Origin of the sequence: Edaphobacter sp. 12200R-103 (assembly GCF_010093025.1) — a bacterium.
Taxonomy (GTDB): domain Bacteria; phylum Acidobacteriota; class Terriglobia; order Terriglobales; family Acidobacteriaceae; genus Edaphobacter.
The window spans coordinates 3,669,944-3,687,821 of the sequence record NZ_CP048114.1; the positions used below are offsets into that span (position 1 = coordinate 3,669,944).

The window sequence follows — 17,878 nt, forward strand, 5'->3', positions numbered from 1 at the left end:
AGGGTCTCCGGCTTGAAGCAAGAAGTGCGGAGGAAAGCCGGTCCGAAGGTGCGAATTGGGGCTGAATCACTCTGAAATCGTTTATCTGCCGGAGATGCCAGCTCCATTGACTTCTTGGTAAAGTATCGAGCACGCGTTGACGGCGGAGATTCTGCTGTCCCTATGGTCCGACATTGAGACAGATAAGACTCCAACTCCAGATTAAACGGCATCACAGCTTCTTAAGGAGAACAGCTTTGACCTCACAGAAATCGATCTCCGCGGTGGCGGTTGCTGTTTTTTGTGCGGCAGCTTCCTTGTGGGCGCAGGATGCGAACTTCCATAACGCTCCTGCCTCCTCGGCTGCAGCCCAGAATCCCCATACGACCGAGGCGGACGCCCAGGCCGGCGGAGCGATCTACCAGCAGAGGTGCGCCGCCTGTCACGGGCCTACGGCGAAGGGAGCGGGAAATGTGCCGGGGCTTGCCTCTGGGCCGACGCAATCGGCAAAGCCCGGCGAGGTCTTCTGGTACATCACGAAGGGCGATCTGGCCAACGGAATGCCGTCGTGGGCTTCCCTTCCTGAGGAGCAACGCTGGCAGGTTGTGAGTTACCTGAAGTACCTGGGCGGCCCGAATGCCAAAATGCTGACGCCCACTGCGGAAAATGGAGCAGCTGTCGCCAGCACGGCGAAGTTCAACGCTCCTCCTCCGACTCCACCGTTTACCGATTTCCGGTATGAGGAGCCGGGCAAGATTCGCAAGATTACCGTCGCCGATCTTCCGAAGCCATTCGCGACCCAGTCGGCTGGCAACCAGGCGCATCTGGTTCCTCGGCCTGACGGTGTGTGGCCGAAAGTTCTGCCGGGCTTTAAGGTGGAGCAGTATGCGGAGGGCTTGAACAATCCGCGCATGATTCGCACTGCGCCCAATGGCGACTACTTTGTAGCGGAGAGCATGGGTGGGCGCATTCACGTCTTCCGCGGCATTACGGCGGGCGGAAAGGCCGAGAAGGAGAGCGTCTACGCGACCGGTCTGAATCGTCCCTTTGGCATCGCTTTCTATCCGGAGGGTCCGGATCCGCAGTGGCTCTATATAGGTGATACGGACGAGATCGTTCGCTTTGCCTACAAGAACGGTGATCTGGAGGCGAGCGGTAAGCCGGAGCACATTGCCGATCTGCCGAGCGGCCCGCGGGGCCACTGGACGCGCGATATCCGGTTTACGCCGAACGGGAAGAAGATGCTGGTCTCGGTCGGTTCAGCCTCGAACATCGACGATCCAGACATGACGCCGGCAGAGAAGAATCGGGCCGACGTGCTGGAGTTTAACCCGGACGGCAGCGGAATGAAGGTCTACGCTTCCGGCATTCGCAACTGTGTGGGTGAGGGAATCAACCCGAAGACGGGCGAGCTTTGGTGCTCTGTGAATGAACGGGATGCGCTGGGCGACAATCTTGTTCCGGACTACATTACCAGCGTCAAGCCGGGCGGCTTCTACGGCTGGCCCTGGTGGTACATGGGTGACCACCAGGATCCGCGCCATGAGGGCAAGCATCCCGAGCTGAAGGACAGGACGATCGTGCCTGACGTCCTACTGAACCCGCACAACGCTTCGCTGGGGTTCACGTTCTATGACGGCAAGCAGTTCCCGGCGGAGTATGACGGGGACATCTTCGCCGCGGAGCATGGCTCGTGGAATCGTTCAGCACGCGTCGGCTATGAGGTCATCCGGGTTCCCCTGCATGGAACGGGACACGCGACCGGAGAGTACGAGGACTTTATGACCGGCTTTGTGCTCCCGAGTGGCGACGTCTGGGGTCGACCAGTGGCGGTTACGGTCGCGACGGATGGATCACTGCTGGTGACGGACGACGGATCGAACGCGATCTGGAGGATTAGTTACACGGGCAAGTAAGCCTTTACAAACGATCCTTCCCCGAAGTCTATGCCTGGCAAGGACTCCTCCCGGAGTCTGGTGCAGGACGTTCCATCGAAAAATCTTTGCGGGTTCCTCCTGCAGGGTCATTGCTTCTCGATCGCCTTAGAGATGAAGGAAAAATACCGGTGCGAGAGAGAGCAGGAAAGCTGCGGCTTGGAGAGCGATTACCGCCATGGTTTGTCTTGGGGCTTGCCGCCACCACCGGAAGATGAAGAAGGCCAGAATGGGCGCCTGCCCGGCCATGAGCAACTGCCACAGATGAGCCAATGTTCCCTCATCGGCCTGACGATGGATGCCGAAGAAGGCCAGTGTGACAAGCACGACAGAGAGAGCCGTCACCGACATCAGCAGGGGAAGAAAGGCGGCCGGCTGTTTAATGAGCCATCCGACAGAGTAGCGATTTAGATTCATCGAGTTCATTTCAGCTCCTACGGTGGGGCAGAGGTTCTCCGAGATTGCAGACCGTATGACGTCGAACAAGATACGGTGATCCATCTTCTGGGAGTGCAGCAGATCTTCAAATTCAGCACCATAACGCCGTCTCCACGTTGAAGGATAAAAGTAAAGAAGAACATGGATCAGAGCGGCCTTCATGATGCCGCCAGCCTCTCAAGGCCTGTCTTCGAGAATCGATGCAGGATACTGAGACGCTCGCGAAGGACGCGGACTCCCTTGGCGGTGATGCAGTAAGGCTGCCGACGTTCTTCCGCCGGTAGCGGCTCGATGAGTTGCTGCTGTTCGAGCCGGGCGATTGCACCGTAAAGGGTCCCTGGGCCGAGACGAGTTCCACAGAGTAGAACGATGTCCTCAATCATTGCGTGCCCATGCTTGGGACCGCCAGCGAGGCTGGCGAGAATGAGCAAGGGGGGATCAGAGTACTGCTGCTCTCGCCCAGACTTTGCTACGTTTGGCTTAGTACTACGCATGACGTAGTTATTGCACGATAGTGACCCGCTGACAAGGAAAATCTCAAAGAAAAGCGTTCTACCTCCCGGATTTATTCACGGGATAGGTCACTTTTTATCGTTTTCTGGGGTTGCTCTGTTCTGGGAATCTCTTTCGTTGCATGCAGAAGAGTCTCGAGCGCCCATGCCACGGCTTGTTCCGCTTCAGTGCCTGAGAGCAGGCCGCGATCACGGAGCAACTGCCAGAAGGCAGCGCTGTAGATGGAGACGAAGACCGCGACGATGCGCACCTTTTCGTCTTCAGCAAGCCCTTCAAGTGCGGCAGCGAGACTCCTGGTGAAGGCGGCGCGGCCCTCAACGCCTCCCTGCTCGCGGACATCATTTCCGGCAGGAGAGGTGATGACGGCGCGGACGAGCAGTTCGTTGGTCTCAAATTCTCCGAAGACCGTGCGGGCAAGCGGAATGATCTCATCTTCGGTCTCGGGGAAACGCGTCCTGGTCGCTTCGCGCAGCCTGAGCCAGAGGGCATGAAGCAGGCTGGCACGGTCGGGAAAGTAGCGGTAGACCGTGCGAGCACCCATGCCGGCGGCCTTAGCAATGCTTTCGTGCGAGAACGTTCCGCGCGGGCCCTGGCCGAGTTGCTGCATGGCTACGGTCAGAATCTGTTCACGGGTCGCAGCGGTCTGGCGATCACGCAGGCTCTGCGGCTCTGCATTCATGGCAGCATTCTGTCACTCGAGCAGAAGTCTGTCTATATGTCGGCTCCAGTATTTTTTCCGGCAGAGGCGCATCGAGGTGTAGTGCAACGGAGGCGCTGAAAGTCATTGGCCGAGGCGCTGTCCTGGTTCGGCAGACGAGTCGTCCACTATCTCTCCGGGGTGAACCCAGGAGCGCATATTGCGGAGATGATGTTGCATGTGGGCGATGTAGTCCTCAATGAGGAAGCCGAGGGTGAGGGGTGAGCCCGCGACTGCGCCTTGATTTGCGAGGGAAGCGTGGGGAATATGGCGGATGGTCCAGACGATGTGCTCGTTGAGGGCGAACCAGAGAGCGAGGACCTCGGCCCACTCGCGATTATGGTAGTGCTGCACTGCCACCCAGGAGTCCTGGGCGTACCCGGGCATGTGCTCGAAGGCGATCTGCATCCGGACCATGCGAGTGAGGTTATTAATAGCGGAGTCGGTGAGGTGACCGATGACCTCCTTGGCGGACCATTTGCCCTCGCGCTCGGGAAGGCTGGCGTCGGCGTTCGAGAGGGTGACGAGCCAGGGGACTGCGGATCGAATGGTAGAGGAGAGGTGCCGCGCCAGCTCCTCCGGATCGAGGAGGCCGGGATCGGTCGGCTGTGTGTAGGTTATGCCCATTCGAACGCTCCTTGATTAAGAACGAACTCTGGCCAGGTGTCATTTGAGGCGATTCCTGGTGTGAGATAGAGCGAGACGACGTCGAAGCGTGCCGTGGACGGGCGACGTGGGGCTGGAATGCGTTGCATGTAAGCGCGCGCAAGGCGGCGAAGGACGCGCTGCTTTTCGTGGTCTACAGCCAGCTCAGCGGCGAAAGCATCGCGGTGCGTGCGGGTTTTGACCTCGATGAAACAGAGTGTGGAACCATGCCAGGCGACGAGGTCGAGATCGCCGCGAAATTTTGCGCTCTTCCAGCGGCGGGCAACGACGATGTATCCATGGAGGCGGAGATGGAAGAGGGCTTCGCGTTCGCCGAGAGTGCCGGTCTCAAGGTGCGAGGCGGAGCGGGTGCGATGCATGGAATGGAGGCGTCGGATAGCCCAGCTTTGTGCATGGATCCAGGCTCGCGCGGTGAGTCGCGGCCTGCGGGGAGTTCGTGCGGCGACGGGCATGCCTTCAGGATAGCGGGACGAAGGGACGTGCGCACCTGGGATGTTGTAGAGAAAGCGTGAAAGTGGCGCAGGGAAGAGAAAGTGTCTTGACAAGGATGCAGCCGGAGCGCAGTATCTCGGGCAGATTCTTTCCTGCGCCCTGCAGGACTTGCAGTTTTAGCGCTTTATCCGGGCTTTGGGTTTCTTCACCAAAGGAGATTCGTTTTATGCCCGATCTTGAGAGTAGGTTCTCTTTCTCTGGAACTTTTCCCTGACTTGATCCTTCATTGTCGCTGGCGGTGGATCCGACCTGCTGAAGATTTTTAAAAAAGTTGAATGAGGTGGCGCAACGCCTGTTCGCCTACATGGAGTCTGCTGGCTACGCAGTCGCGTGGAAGATGCAGGGCTGAAGGGCGGAGAAGATGGCGGGATGCGCTCCTCCAGCGCCCGGGACGAGGCGCTGGAGAGGATCGAGTGGGCGCGCACAACTTCCCTCCTGTGCGCGCCCGTCGGTCCTCGCGATGAAGATCTTTGGATCCAACAGAGAGCAAAATGGAATGGAGGAACATTTCGATCCGCTGCGACCGTCTAATATAGGCGAGTGAATGGATAGGGGGATCGATGACTCTGCTGAATGCGCCGAAGTACAACGCGGGCCGCGAACGCCGGAAAGCTGTTCTCATCTATGGCGGAATTGCCGTAGTGGTTCTGGTGGCGGTGATTGGAGTGCTTGGTTTCCTGATGGGGCATGGATGGTTCTTCACGAACCTGAAGGCGGAGCATCGGGTGAACCAGTTTTTCAATGCGCTGGAGGCAAAAAACTACAACGAGGCATACGCGATCTGGATGAACGATCCCAATTGGCAGCAGCATCCCCAGAAGTATGACTACACGCTGAAGCGGTTTACCGAGGACTGGACGACAGAGAGTCCGGTCGGTCCAATTCGCTCGCACCACGTTGATATCTCAAAGACGGACGGCTCAGGAACGTTTGGGACGGGCATTATTGTGGCGGTGCGGGTGAACGGCGGCCAGAAGATGTTTATGTGGTATGAGAAGAAGGATGGAACTCTGACGTATCCGGCGCCGCATGAGCTGCAGTATCAGTGACCGGACTTGTTTCCCGGCAGGGGAAATCAATCTTCATCAAATACGGCATCAAGATCATGAAAAGCGCGTTTTTGGGAATCTATTTGCGGATCTGGGTTTGACCGCGGCTCGTGCAATTCCTTAGCATCGTTGGGTTTGCTGCCGAGACCTGCGCTGGATCGAATCGCCAACTTATTCTGGCCTGCCATGCGTGATGAAGGAAGAATTGCGCCTTCCGGAGAGGAAGGGGGTTTCTCTGCAGACGTGGCCACGTTGAATTTGCGATCAGAGGAGACGCGTGGGATGAATCGCCGGGATGTGATCAAGGGAGCACTCTTGTCCGCGGGAGCCATTTCAACCGGAAGCGCGATGGCGCAGGAGGTTGAGAGCAGGGCAGGAGGGGAGAAGCCGGCTCCGCACGAGAGCTTTCCGGCGGCACCGCGCAAGACGAACGGCGAGCGCATGCCCAATATCCTTTGGGTGTGTACGGACCAGCAGAGATTCGACACGATCTCGGGGTTGAGCAACTCCGTCATTAAGACGCCGAACCTTGAGAAGTTCATGGGCGAGTCGGTGACGTTTACCAATGCGTTTGTGCAGACGCCGATCTGCTCTCCATCTCGAGCGAGCTTTTTGACGGGTCGGTATCCGCATGTGACCGGGCTGCGGGCGAATGGGCAGAGGATCAACCCGACGGAGCGTCTGGTGACACGCACGCTGGCGGACTATGAGTACACCTGCGGGCTGGCAGGCAAGCTGCACCTCTCGCCCTGCCTCGGCGGCCGCGTGGAGCAGCGCATCGACGACGGGTACGAGGTCTTCAAGTGGAGCCACGATATCAGCGACAACTGGCCGCTGAAGAACGAGTGGTACGTGTGGCTGGACCGGCAGGGGGTGAAGATCCCGAAGGCTCCGAAGGGGCCGGTCTGGGGGATGCCGATCGATCCGAAGTACTCGCAGACGGCGTGGTGCGCGGATATGGCGATCCAGTTTATGCGCCAGCAGAAGGAGTTCAATCCGTGGCTGATGTCGGTGAATATCTTCCAGCCGCACCATCCTTTCTATCCGACGGCGGAGTACCTGAGCCACTATGACCCGGCGAAGATGCCGAAGCCGGCGTATCGCGAGGGCGAGCTGAAGAACAAGCCGGTTTTCCAGACGGTGGACCACAACGGCGCGTATGGCGGGAAAGACATCTCGTTTGCGAAGACGTCGCCGGAGGTTCATCAGGAGGTGATTGCGGCGTACTACGCGATGATCGAGCAAGTGGACACGGAGATGGGCCGCATGATGCAGGCGCTTGAAGAGAGCGGGCAGGCGGACAACACCATCGTCATCTTTATGAGCGACCATGGCGAGATGCTGGGCGATCATGGGATGTACCTGAAGGGGCCGTATTTCTACGACTGCCTTTCGCGGGTGCCGCTGATGATTCGCTGGCCGGGAAGATTTAAGAAGGGGCTGAAGGTGGATGCGCTGGTGGAGCTGGTGGATCTGGCTCCTACGCTGCTGGAGGCAGCGGGGATCCCGGTTTCAGCTGGGGTGCAGGGCCGCTCGCTAATGCCGCTGCTGACGGGGCAGACGACGGAGCATCGCGACAACGTGTATATGGAGTACTTCGACGCAAATGCGACCTATGAGATTCCGCCGATGCTGACGAGCGTTCGGACCAAGAAGTGGAAGCTGAACTACTGCGACAAGCCGAGGACAGGTGAGCTTTATGATCTGGAGAAGGATCCGGGCGAGTTCAACAACCTGTGGGGCGATCCGCACGCGCGTGACGCGCAGGAGATGATGATGCACACCCTTGTGGGGCGCATGATTGAGACGACCGATCCGCTGCCGGTGCGGCATACTGCCTGGTAGACCAACCTTTCGATACTGAGGGACTGATATTGATGCGAATGAGACTCGTAGCCTGCGCGGCGCTTGCGGCGATGTGTGTTTCTGGAGTGGCACAGCAGCAGCACCGTCCACCGGCTGTACCGTTGATTACCCACGATCCTTTCTTCAGCCTGTGGTCGATGGGGAACAAGCTGACGGATGTTCCGGTGAAGCATTGGACGGAGGTGGCGCAGCCGATCGTGGGATTGATCCGGATCGATGGCAAGACCTATCGGTGGATGGGGGCGATGCCGCGGTATTTCGGGATGCCCGCGGTGGAGACGATGGAGCAGACGTCGGTGGAGCTGACTCCGCTGCACACAAAGTATCACTTCAGGGCTGCGGGGCTGGAGCTGGCGGTGACGTTCTTCAGTCCACTGCTGCCGAAGGATCTGGACGTGATGTCGCGCCCGGTTACGTATGTGAGCTGGAGCGTGCGGTCGCTGGATGGAAAAGAGCATCAGGCAGACCTGCTGCTGGATGTGGATCCTCTGATCGCGGTCGATCAGCCGAGCCAGCCGGTGACGTGGTCGCGGACGCGTGCCGAAGGCCTGACGGTGCTGAACGTGGGGACGCGCGATCAGGATTATCTGCACCAGTCCGGCGACCGGGTGCGGGCTGACTGGGGGTACTTCCATCTGGCGGTTCCGGATACGGCGAAGGCGTCCACCTCAATGGCGTTTAACGGGATTCCGACGTTTGTGACCTCGGGGAATCTTCCGGAGGTGGATGATTCGTCGATGCCATTGCCCGCGATGCGGCGAGGACGTGCGGCGCATCTTTCGGCGAAGCTGCCTCTGGGAACGGTGGGAAGCACGGCTACCGAGGGGCACGTTGAGGTTGCGTACACGCAGACCTACGCGATCGAGTACATGGGAAGAAGGCTGCGCCCGTACTGGCAGCGCAATGGGATGAGCGAGGGCACGCTGCTCGCAACGTCGGAGAAGGAGTATGCGCAGATCGAGCAGCGCGGAACGAAGTTCGACGACGAGACGATGGCCGCGATGGAGAAGGCTGGCGGGGCCGACTACAAGTACCTGACGTCGCTGCTGTTTCGCCAGACGATAGCGGCGCACAAGCTGGTGGCCGACATCGATGGGACGCCGATGTTCTTCTCCAAGGAGAACGACAGCAACGGATGCATCGATACGGTGGATGTAACGTATCCGTCCTCGCCGTTCTTCCTGCTGTTCAACCCGAAGCTGCTGGAGGCGCAGTTGGAGCCGGTGATGCGGTATTCGGCGTTGCCGCGCTGGCGGTTCCCGTTTGCGCCGCATGACCTGGGGACCTACCCGCTGGCGAACGGGCAGGTCTATGGCGGTGGGGAGGAGAACGAAGAAGACCAGATGCCGGTGGAGGAGAGCGGAAACCTGATCATCATGGTGGCCGCGATGGAGCGCGCTGAGGGCAACTGGGACTTTGCGAAACGCTTTATGCCGCAGCTGACGCAGTGGGCAGATTATCTCGAGAAGAAGGGGATGGACCCGGAGAATCAGTTAAGCACGGACGACTTCGCCGGTCACCTCGCGCACAATACCAATCTCTCAATCAAGGCGATTGAGGCGCTTGGGGCGTTTGTCGAGATCGCTCGCGGAGTAGGCGATGCGAAGCTGGCGGACAAGTATGCTGCCGCTGTAAAGCCGATGCCGGCGCAGTGGGAGAAGATGGCGCTCGACGGCGACCACTACAAGCTGGCGTTCGATCAGCCTGGAACGTGGAGCCAGAAGTACAACCTGGTGTGGGATGACCTGCTGGGTCTGCACCTGTTTCCGAAGCGCGTGATGCAGACCGAGTGGTCGTTCTACAGCAAGCATATGGAGAAGTACGGTCTGCCGCTCGACAATCGCAAGACGATCACGAAGCTGGACTGGGAGGTCTGGACGGCGAGCCTGGCGAGCACGCCGGAGCAGTACCAGGACCTGATCCATCGACTGGTGGTGTGGGCGGATGAGACGCCTTCGCGGGTGCCGACGACGGACTGGTACGACACCATCAGCGGAAAGCAGATGGGCTTCCAGGCGCGGTCAGTTGTGGGTGGGGTGTTTATCAAGGCGCTTATGGCGAAGGGGATCACGCATTAAAGCTTGCAAGTCGTCATCCTGAGCAACGCGAAGGATCTCTATATTCCACCGGGAACGCTATAGGCGCCACCGGCAAAATACAGGGATCCTTCACTTCGTTCAGGATGACGGATTGAAAATGGCACCTGAAGGACGTGCCACGGGAAGAAGACGCAAAACTAGCTTTTTATCTGATCGAAGGCGGTTGCTGCTGCTCCCTGAACGCCGGAGTAGAGGCCTGCGGCAGATGCGATGAGGCGCGGCGGACGCTTTGCCCCGAAGTGGAGCAGGGTTGCGCTGCGTTGTTCGACCTCGTGCAGGAAGTCTCGCTGGCCTTCGATGAGGCCGCCCGAAAGGAGGATCGCTTCGGGATCGAGCAGGTTGCAGATATTAGCGACACCTTCAGCGAGATAGCCGGCAAGCTGGCTGTAGGCGTGACGTGCCTTCGGATCTCCAGCGATGGAGCGCTCGGCGATGAGGCGGGCGGCGGTGGCGGCGGGCTGATCGATGGGAGCCGAGGGTTCGAGCTGTCGGTACTCTTCGATGAGAGCGGCGGTGGAGACGTAGGCTTCCAGACAGCCGCGGCGGCCGCAGTTGCACGGCTTGCCGTCGAACCGGATGGTCTGATGGCCGAGGGTGCCGGCGAAGCCGTGAGTGCCGCGGACGAGGCGTCCGTCGATGACGATTCCACCGCCGATTCCGGTGCCGATGGTGAGGGCGACGAAGTTCGATAGGCCCTTGGCGGCTCCGAAGCGAAGCTCAGCGAGTGCGGCGGCCTGGGCGTCGTTTTCGACGAAGACGGGAAGCTCGGTAAATCCCTGAAGGTACTGCCGGAGGTGGAAGCCAGCCCAGCCGGGCAGGTTTTCGGTGGCAGCGAAGACCGTGCCCTTGGCGGAGTCGATCGCTCCTGCGCTGGCGACCCCGATGCCTGCGATCTCGAGTTTGGCATCGGCTGCTGCCTTCAGGGTCTGGGTGAGGGCGGTGCTGAGTCCGGCGGCGATGGTCTCGCGGCCCTGCGAGGCTTGTGTTGGGACCTGCTGAGGAAGCTGCACTGTGCCATCTTCACTGACGACTGCAGACTTGATGGCGGTGCCTCCGATATCGATCCCGATGACGTAGCAAGGCGCCTTCGAGGTCGGCTCGGAGAGAGGCCGGATGGCCTCAACAAAGGTTGCGGTGATGCTGCCGGGGCGGGTGATGGCAGAGCCGACGACGACCGACCATGCACCGGCTTCGAGGGCGATGCGGGCCAATGCAGGCGTGGAGACGTTGCCCTCTGCGATGACCGGCTTGCCGGTCTCGCGTGCCAGTGCAGTGACGAGTTCCGGATGGAAGCCGAAGGTGGCCTTGGTCTCCTCGGTGTAGCCGTGAAGGGTGGGGGCGACGATGTCGGCTCCGCCTTCGGCAGCGAGGATGCCGTCGTGCAGGGTGGCGATGTCAGCCATGACGAGCAGGCCCAGCTCCTCGTGGATGCGGCGGACGATCTCGCGCCAGGGCTCGCCGTAGAGATGCGGTCGGTCGGTGCAATCGAGCGCGATGATGTCGGCTCCTGCTTCGGCCAGAGCTTTGGCGGAGGCGAAGTCGGGGGTGATGCGGAGCTGACCGCCCTCGTAGCTCTTCTGAATGGCGATGATGGGCAGTTTGGTGTCGAGCCGGACGGCGCGGACGTCCTCGGGACTGTTGAGTCTGATACCGCTGGCGCCTCCCATGACGGCGGAGCGGGCGACGCGGCGCAGCGTCTCGGTATCCTCCATGGGATCGTTGGGGGCAGCCTGACAGGAGACGATGAGCTTGCGGTAAATCGATTGCAGGACGGAGTTCATGGGCTGGACGAGTTCCTGAAGTGTCTGGAGTCTGAAAGATGGTACTCTACGCCGGCACGTATGGTTGTATAGTCTACTAGCGAATCTGGCTCTTCATAAAAGATATAAGGTGTGTTGCGTCCAGGACACAGATGGGAAATATGCACGATGTGCTGATTGCAGGAGCCCTGCTGGCCGTTGTTTCGGGAGTTATGAACGGCCTCTTCACGCTGCCGATGCGCTTTCTTGGGCGCTGGTCGTGGGAGAACGTCTGGACTGTCTTTATAGGCGGCGCCTGCCTGCTTTTGCCAGCGGTCCTGGTGGGAATCACGGCGCCGCAGAGTTACAGGCTACTGCTGGAGGCGCCAGGCCGCGCTGTGGGGATCGCCCTGGCGACTGGCTTTGCCTGGGGCTTTGGGGCGATCATGTTTGGTCAGAGTGTGAGCGCGATCGGCATTGCGCTGGCCAATACGTTTGTTCTTGCCATCAGTTCGGCGCTGGGAGCTCTGCTGCCCATGCTGTTGCTGACCCCGGCCAGAATTTACGAGAGATCGGGGCAGATGGTCCTGCTGGGGGTGGCGATTGAGATCTGCGGAATTGCGCTGTGCGGCAGGGCGGGGTTGCTGCGGGAGCGGGCCGCGGTCAACCAGAAAGAGCAGAGGGGCGATCTGGTCGGCAAGGCACGGCCGCTGGCTGTAGCGCTTCTTCTGGTCATCGGTTCGGGCCTGCTGTCGGCTGTCTTCAATGTGGGGTTTGCGCTTTCACAGCCCATTGCAGCCTTTGGCCAGATGCATGGTCTCAGCGAATTTGCCAGTACGAACCTGATCTGGATTCTGATGCTGGGCGGTGGGGCGGTCTCAAACCTGGGATTCTGTGCATTTCTTCTGATGAAGAACCGCACGGTCTGGAAATTCGTACAACCGGGAGGCGCGCGGCTGTATGGTTTTGGCTTAATCATGGCCGTGTTGTGGGGAGGAAGTATCTTTGTGTACGGTCTTGCAACGCCTAAGCTGGGAGCTTTGGGCCCTTCGATCGGGTGGCCGCTTAGCCTGGCGACCGGCCTGCTGGTGGCGAATGTCGTCGGCCTGTTGTTGGGGGAGTGGAAGGGAACATCTCGCGGCGCATTGCGCGTGATGTTCTCGGGAATTGGAGTGCTGGTTATCGCTATCTCTGTTTTGAGTAGGGCAAATCAATGAACGTAAGAAGGAGTGCCTTGAAGGGTACAGGGGATGTCCGCGAATCGAAGTCTGATGGAACGACGAAGGACGCGAGCCATGCAGGGTTGCCGCCGGGATTGTTTCAACCTCTGAACAAGAAAAGTTTCGAGCCGCTCTATGCCCAGATCCAGTCGCGGTTGAAGGAACTGATTCGTACCGGAGAGATCGGCGTGAACGACTCTCTGCCAGGCGAGGCGGAGCTTTCGCGCATCTTCGGGATCAGCCGCATGACCGCGCGTCATGCGCTGCAGGGACTGACGACGGAGGGCCTTACCTACAGGGAGCGCGGTCGCGGGACCTTTGTCTCACCCCCGAAGGTGGAGAAGGAGATTACGCATCTGCTGGGCTTTTCGGCTCAGATACGGCTACTGGGTATGAAGTCGAGCACACGCGTGCTGGCGTCGGCAGTGATCCCGGCGGAGGCATCGATTGCAGAGCCGCTGGAGCTTGCGCTACACGACAATGTGCTGCGCCTGCAGCGGCTTCGTCTGGCCGACGATGAGCCAATCGCGATTGAAGAGGTCTGGATTCCTCGTGGGCGGTTTCCGGGTATCGAGGAGATCGACTTCGGAAAGCACTCGCTCTATGAGACGTTGCGTGATCGCTACGGCATACGGATAGGCTCGTCACGGGAGACGATTGGCGCGCGTGGGGCTACAGCAGAGGAAGCGCGTCTGCTTCGGATTTCATCGCGATCGAGCCTGCTGGAGGTCTCGCGTACGCTGCTGGACGTGGAGGGACAACCGATGGAGGTAGCGCATTCGCTCTATCGCGGCGATCGCTATCGCGCAGTTCTGACGATCCCCGCGATTGAGCAGCACTGAAGCGCGGCTTGTTTCCACGTGAAGCTAGAGAAGAGAGGGTAAGGACTGTGCAGGCGAAATTGACTGCGATGCTGCTGGCAGTTGTGATGCCGGTATGGGGACAGCAGAAGACTCCGCAGCGGATTCTGGATGTTATGAAGGTCTCGGCTGAGGGAGACTCCTCTCAGGCGCTCGTCTCGCCGGCGGCAGGGCCGGTTCACGACGTGAACTGCGACGTCGTCATTATTGGAGCCGGCATGGGGGGCGTCAGCGCTGCTCTCGCAACGGCAGAGAGTGGCCACACCGTGTGCATGACCGAGCCGACCTTGTGGGTGGGAGGTCAGGCGACCTCGCAGGGTGTTTCAGCCTTCGACGATAACAAGTGGATCAATACTACTGGCGGAACGGCAAGTTATCTGGATCTGAGCAACAGGATTCGCAGATATTATGCGGGATTCCGGCGCAATCGAGAGGAGACGATCGAGCAGGCAATTCGAGGAGATATATCGAATCCCGGCGGATGCTGGGTGGGGAGGCTTTGCTTCGAGCCACAACCCGCGGAAGAGATTCTTTCGTCAATGCTGAAGCCGTATGAGGACCGTGGCCTTCTGCGTCTGTGGCTGCATACGGCGCCGGCTAAAGTCGATCGCAAGGGACGAACGATCCGCAACGTCGTGGTCTATGACTTTGGGCATTCGGCCTGGTTCCGGCTGAAGGGGAAGTTCTTTGTTGAGGCGAGCGAGCTTGGCGATGTGCTTCCGCTGAGCGGTCTGCCGTATCGGATCGGCGCCGAGTCGCAAGCGGAGACGCACGAGCGAAACGCTCCTTTGAAGGCGAACCCGCGCGCCAGCCAGAGCTTTACCTATCCGTTCATCCTGGAGCGTCATGCGACCGCACAGGATGCCAGCGAGCCGAAGCCGCCGGCGTATGAGAGCTTTCTGCGGCACTACACCCTGACGGTGGACTATGGGCACGGGATGCTGAAAACTTATGGGTTCTTCGACGCAAAGCCAGGCTTCCCGGGATCGTTCTGGGGGTATCGCCGTTCCATTGACGCAGAGAAGTTCGATCCGAAGTCCTTTCCGAACGATCACAGCATGATCAACTGGAGCAGCAACGATCACTGCGATGCGGACCTGTTGAGCACTCACCCGGCGCTTGAGGCGAAGGCGCTTCAGGATGCGAAGCGAGCCTCGCTTGGGTTTGCATGGTGGCTCCGGCACAGCGTTCCGCGTGATGATCACAACGGAGCGGGGTATCCCGAGCTGACCGTGCTTCCGAAGGCGATGGGCAGCGAGGACGGACTCTCGCAGCATCCCTACATTCGCGAGTCGCGGCGTATTGTGCCGTTGCGGACGATCGTGGAGGAGGATCTCGCGGTGGACTTTCAGCATGGGGCGCGCGCGATCCATTATCCCGACACGGTCGGCATCGGATGGTATCCGATCGACATTCACAGCTGCGATCACCAAGACTTCACCTCGCAGTCGAAGCCATATGAGATTCCGCTGGGCGCATTGATCGACCGCGATGCAGACAATCTGTTGGCGGCCGGCAAAGCCATCGGCACCACTCACATTACGAACGGAGCATATAGGCTTCACCCCACGGAGTGGGCGGCCGGAGAGGCCGTGGGACAGGCGCTGGCGTGGTCTCTCGACCATAAGACGACGCCTACAAAACTGGATCACGATGCGGGCCAGTTGCGGCAGTTGCAGCTGGAGTTGGTCCGCAAAGGACATCCAGTCTTCTGGTATGACGATGTTCCCGTCCATGCGCCTCAATTTTCCGCGATGCAGATGGGAGGCGCACAGGGATGGTGGAAGGTCGATGCTGCAACGCTTCATGCGGAGGAGAGCAACACGGTATCTGAAGAAGAAGCCGCTCATGCGCTGGACCGCTCAGACCTTACAGGGTCTCCGGATCTCTCGTGGAAGATGCTGCAGTCAAAAGGCTATGAGGTGCAGGGCCGCAGCGGCCCTGTGCGGAGGCTCGAATTTGCCGAGTGGATGATCCAGAGAATGCAAGGACGGCGGGCGCCAATTACTCGGTAAACGCTATTGAGCCTCCAGCAAGGGAACGTGCTGACTGCTCACCTCCTATTTCAACCCTAGAGATTTCGTGAGATTTTCTCGCTGCTGTTCGACCATCTCAGGCGCTACCCGGTCTATTTGGGCGAAAGACAATGTGCGGACCTTTTCATTCTGCCGCGAGACATATCCGGCTGCCTCGATCAGGCGTTCCGGCTGTCTGAGGGCAATATGCGCAATGGCATTGGCGATCAACCATGGGTCCGCGGGGCCCTGGCATACCTCGGCGAGCACATCGACCATTTCCTTGTTGGGGTCGGAATAATTGAGCATCTCGAGCCGAATGTCCTGTCGACCTTCTCGCTTCAAAAGAGCATGCGCTCGAGGAGAAAGTGTCGAATCTGTGGCCGGAACACGGTCTGCAAGCCGCTTCAGCAGATCCTCGCGTAGCGTGCCGGATCGGATTCCCCGGGCATCCGGTATCCTTGTTTCGAGCCTGTTCAAAAGCGCCTCATAGAATGGCCGGTAGCCGGTATTGTCTCCCAGCTGCGCAACCATGACGAGGACCTGCGGATCGTTGGATTCGGCGAGCAATTCTGTAGCTGCTTTTACGATCTGCTCTGCCGCTTCCGGAGATTGCTTTGCTTCCTCGAGAAACCGCTCTGCAGGGAACCGCTGGCCACGATGCTCGACCAATCCGCTCTTTGCCCATGTTTCCATCTGCATCTTCAATTCGGAGATTGAGCTGTAAACCCGTTTTCGGGGCACTGCATTTTGAGGCAGCGTCACTTCGTCACCTCCAAGGGCCGTCGATGATGCCTGCATTACAGACAGGCTTCTCGGGCTTGGCTGGTTCTGGAAAGCCTTATCCGCCTGCGTCCGCGCCACGCGCACCTGCTGCACAATAGAAATCTCCTCCTGTCCCAGCCATTGATTCTCAGGCGTACCCCCGCTGGCAACTTCGGCGAGATCGACCGAATAAATGTTCACAGAAGGAGAAGCATGCAACGCAGCCGTCATTGCATCGGTCACGATGTAGGCCTGAACAGGCAGACAACTCGACAGGTCGATCGTGGTGGCGTTCAGTGTTTCCAGCGCATCACCCCCTGTCGCCGCGTGCTGGTCGGGTGGTCGTTGGACCCACAGCGGGCTGGTCATTCCGTCAAAGGAGACGGGTCGGATAAAACCTCCGGCAGGTAGAGGATTCAGACGGACAAGGCCGTCTCCATACCATTCCGGGGCAAGCGATACGACGTGGCAGAACTTGAAAAAGTCTGTATTGGCCAACTCTCGGGTGGACGGTGGAGAGATCACCATACGTGAGTCAGGACTTAGCCAGGAATTTTCCGGAAGTGCCACGCTCGTTGGCTCGAGCATGTCTGAATCGATATCTTCGCCAGTGGTCACGGCGTCTTTCCACGCTGCGAATACAAGCGGATCGTTCCAATCCACACCGATTTTGTTGCCTTCCAGTTCCTTCCACGATTGACTGACGTTGAATTGATAGAAGCCCTGAGCGTCGGTCACGCTATAAAGCTGCGAGAAGGGATAGGCGTCCGACGGTCCCAGGCCAGCCATCTTTGCCCCGGCGCTATTCATGGCGCCATAAAGCGCATCACCGTATTGCGCCGCATCCTCTGGAGTGTAGAACCCGGCTGTACTCAGTAGAAACTGTTGTACGGATGCAACCACGGACGGGACTGTCTCCCGTTGGGTTTCATCCATCTTCCGCTCCGATGCTGTTACCTCTCGAAGCTCATAGCGCATGTATTCCTCAGCAGGACTATTTACTGCATACATCGCATTTGTTTTCATGACGGAAAATCTAACACAGTGAACCCCGCGTATTGTTTCCAACCGGGTAAAGAAGGTCTGGACTGGAAGCGCAGAGGTGCAATGTCGTCCTTGTGGAGCACAATGCTGCTTTCAGGAACAAAACACTTTTGGCAATGATTTGAAATGATCGATTGGTCTGATGATGGCAATCATGTTCAGATTGAGTGGAGAGACTATGGCAGCGTCATAGCAGTCGAAAGGGTTCGTCGATGAAGCGGATTGTGAATAATATCAGCCCCCAACAACTGGAAGTTTTTTCTAAGGAGATTCAACGGCGAACCGGAAGCGAACTGACAGGGCATCAGGGAGAGTTGGAGGTACAGGGGTTCCGCGTTCAGTATTTCTACGATGAAGTACAGCGGACCCTGGAGATTGAGCTGAAGAGTAAACCCTGGTATGTTCCGCAAAAACTTATTGAGGCCAAGGTAGACGAGTTTCTCGCTGGCCCTGGTAAGGATCTTCTTGCGGGAAAGACGGTGAGATAGCAGTGAGCGTTTTC

Annotated in this window: 15 protein-coding genes; 8 read left to right on the forward strand and 7 right to left on the reverse strand. The window is 59.0% G+C overall.

The genetic code is table 11. The features are described 5' to 3' along the window. Window positions 1–236: 236 nt before the first annotated feature. Complete coding sequence (locus GWR55_RS15330; RefSeq protein WP_162403041.1) at window positions 237–1,895, forward strand: PQQ-dependent sugar dehydrogenase; 1,659 nt, start codon at window positions 237–239, stop codon at window positions 1,893–1,895. A gap of 126 nt (window positions 1,896–2,021) precedes the next feature. Here GWR55_RS15330 and GWR55_RS19370 read toward each other — a convergent pair whose 3' ends face one another. The 5 genes from GWR55_RS19370 to GWR55_RS15355 form a co-directional block, all read right to left on the reverse strand. Next, on the reverse strand, window positions 2,022–2,513 hold the full coding sequence (locus GWR55_RS19370; protein WP_238398453.1) for a hypothetical protein: 492 nt from the start codon (window positions 2,511–2,513) through the stop codon (window positions 2,022–2,024). After that, window positions 2,510–2,782 (reverse strand): PadR family transcriptional regulator, encoded by a 273-nt coding sequence (locus GWR55_RS15340; RefSeq protein ID WP_202925517.1) that lies wholly within the window; start codon window positions 2,780–2,782, stop codon window positions 2,510–2,512. The genes GWR55_RS19370 and GWR55_RS15340 overlap by 4 nt, the downstream gene beginning before the upstream one ends. A 134-nt stretch (window positions 2,783–2,916) precedes the next feature. Next, on the reverse strand, window positions 2,917–3,543 hold the full coding sequence (locus GWR55_RS15345) for a TetR/AcrR family transcriptional regulator (RefSeq protein ID WP_162403043.1): 627 nt from the start codon (window positions 3,541–3,543) through the stop codon (window positions 2,917–2,919). A gap of 102 nt (window positions 3,544–3,645) precedes the next feature. Next, a complete protein-coding gene (locus tag GWR55_RS15350) occupies window positions 3,646–4,188 on the reverse strand; it encodes a DinB family protein (RefSeq protein ID WP_162403044.1) in 543 nt (180 codons plus the stop codon). Further along, complete coding sequence (locus tag GWR55_RS15355) at window positions 4,179–4,679, reverse strand: YraN family protein (protein WP_162403045.1); 501 nt, start codon at window positions 4,677–4,679, stop codon at window positions 4,179–4,181. The genes GWR55_RS15350 and GWR55_RS15355 overlap by 10 nt, the downstream gene beginning before the upstream one ends. A 600-nt stretch (window positions 4,680–5,279) precedes the next feature. Here GWR55_RS15355 and GWR55_RS15360 point away from each other — a divergent pair. From GWR55_RS15360 to GWR55_RS15370, 3 genes are all read left to right on the forward strand, one after another. Next, complete coding sequence (locus GWR55_RS15360) at window positions 5,280–5,768, forward strand: hypothetical protein (protein WP_162403046.1); 489 nt, start codon at window positions 5,280–5,282, stop codon at window positions 5,766–5,768. Window positions 5,769–6,050: 282 nt separating this feature from the next. Continuing rightward, a complete protein-coding gene (locus GWR55_RS15365; protein ID WP_162403047.1) occupies window positions 6,051–7,613 on the forward strand; it encodes a sulfatase in 1,563 nt (520 codons plus the stop codon). A 38-nt stretch (window positions 7,614–7,651) separates the two neighbouring features. Next, complete coding sequence (locus GWR55_RS15370; protein ID WP_162403048.1) at window positions 7,652–9,712, forward strand: glutaminase family protein; 2,061 nt, start codon at window positions 7,652–7,654, stop codon at window positions 9,710–9,712. 158 nt (window positions 9,713–9,870) lie between these two features. Here the strand turns inward: GWR55_RS15370 and GWR55_RS15375 are convergent, their stop codons facing one another. After that, window positions 9,871–11,514 (reverse strand): putative N-acetylmannosamine-6-phosphate 2-epimerase, encoded by a 1,644-nt coding sequence (locus tag GWR55_RS15375; protein ID WP_162403049.1) that lies wholly within the window; start codon window positions 11,512–11,514, stop codon window positions 9,871–9,873. 131 nt (window positions 11,515–11,645) lie between these two features. Here GWR55_RS15375 and GWR55_RS15380 point away from each other — a divergent pair, with 131 nt between their 5' ends. From GWR55_RS15380 to GWR55_RS15390, 3 genes are read left to right on the forward strand one after another with little or no spacing between them, the layout of a single operon-like run. Continuing rightward, window positions 11,646–12,689, forward strand: a complete 1,044-nt coding sequence (locus GWR55_RS15380) for an L-rhamnose/proton symporter RhaT (RefSeq protein WP_162403050.1) — start codon at window positions 11,646–11,648, stop codon at window positions 12,687–12,689. A 17-nt stretch (window positions 12,690–12,706) separates the two neighbouring features. Further along, complete coding sequence (locus GWR55_RS15385) at window positions 12,707–13,534, forward strand: GntR family transcriptional regulator (protein WP_162403051.1); 828 nt, start codon at window positions 12,707–12,709, stop codon at window positions 13,532–13,534. A 47-nt stretch (window positions 13,535–13,581) separates the two neighbouring features. Further along, window positions 13,582–15,567 carry an FAD-dependent oxidoreductase gene (locus GWR55_RS15390; RefSeq protein ID WP_162403052.1) on the forward strand — a complete coding sequence of 662 codons (1,986 nt, stop codon included), beginning with the start codon at window positions 13,582–13,584 and terminating at the stop codon, window positions 15,565–15,567. 45 nt (window positions 15,568–15,612) lie between these two features. On the opposite strand, the gene GWR55_RS15395 is transcribed toward GWR55_RS15390, so the two are convergent. Next, entirely contained in the window at window positions 15,613–17,358 is a 1,746-nt protein-coding gene (locus tag GWR55_RS15395) for a hypothetical protein (RefSeq protein ID WP_162403053.1), read from the reverse strand. A 242-nt stretch (window positions 17,359–17,600) separates the two neighbouring features. On the opposite strand from GWR55_RS15395, the gene GWR55_RS15400 reads away from it, so the two are divergent. Further along, complete coding sequence (locus GWR55_RS15400; protein ID WP_162403054.1) at window positions 17,601–17,864, forward strand: hypothetical protein; 264 nt, start codon at window positions 17,601–17,603, stop codon at window positions 17,862–17,864. Window positions 17,865–17,878: the final 14 nt, after the last annotated feature.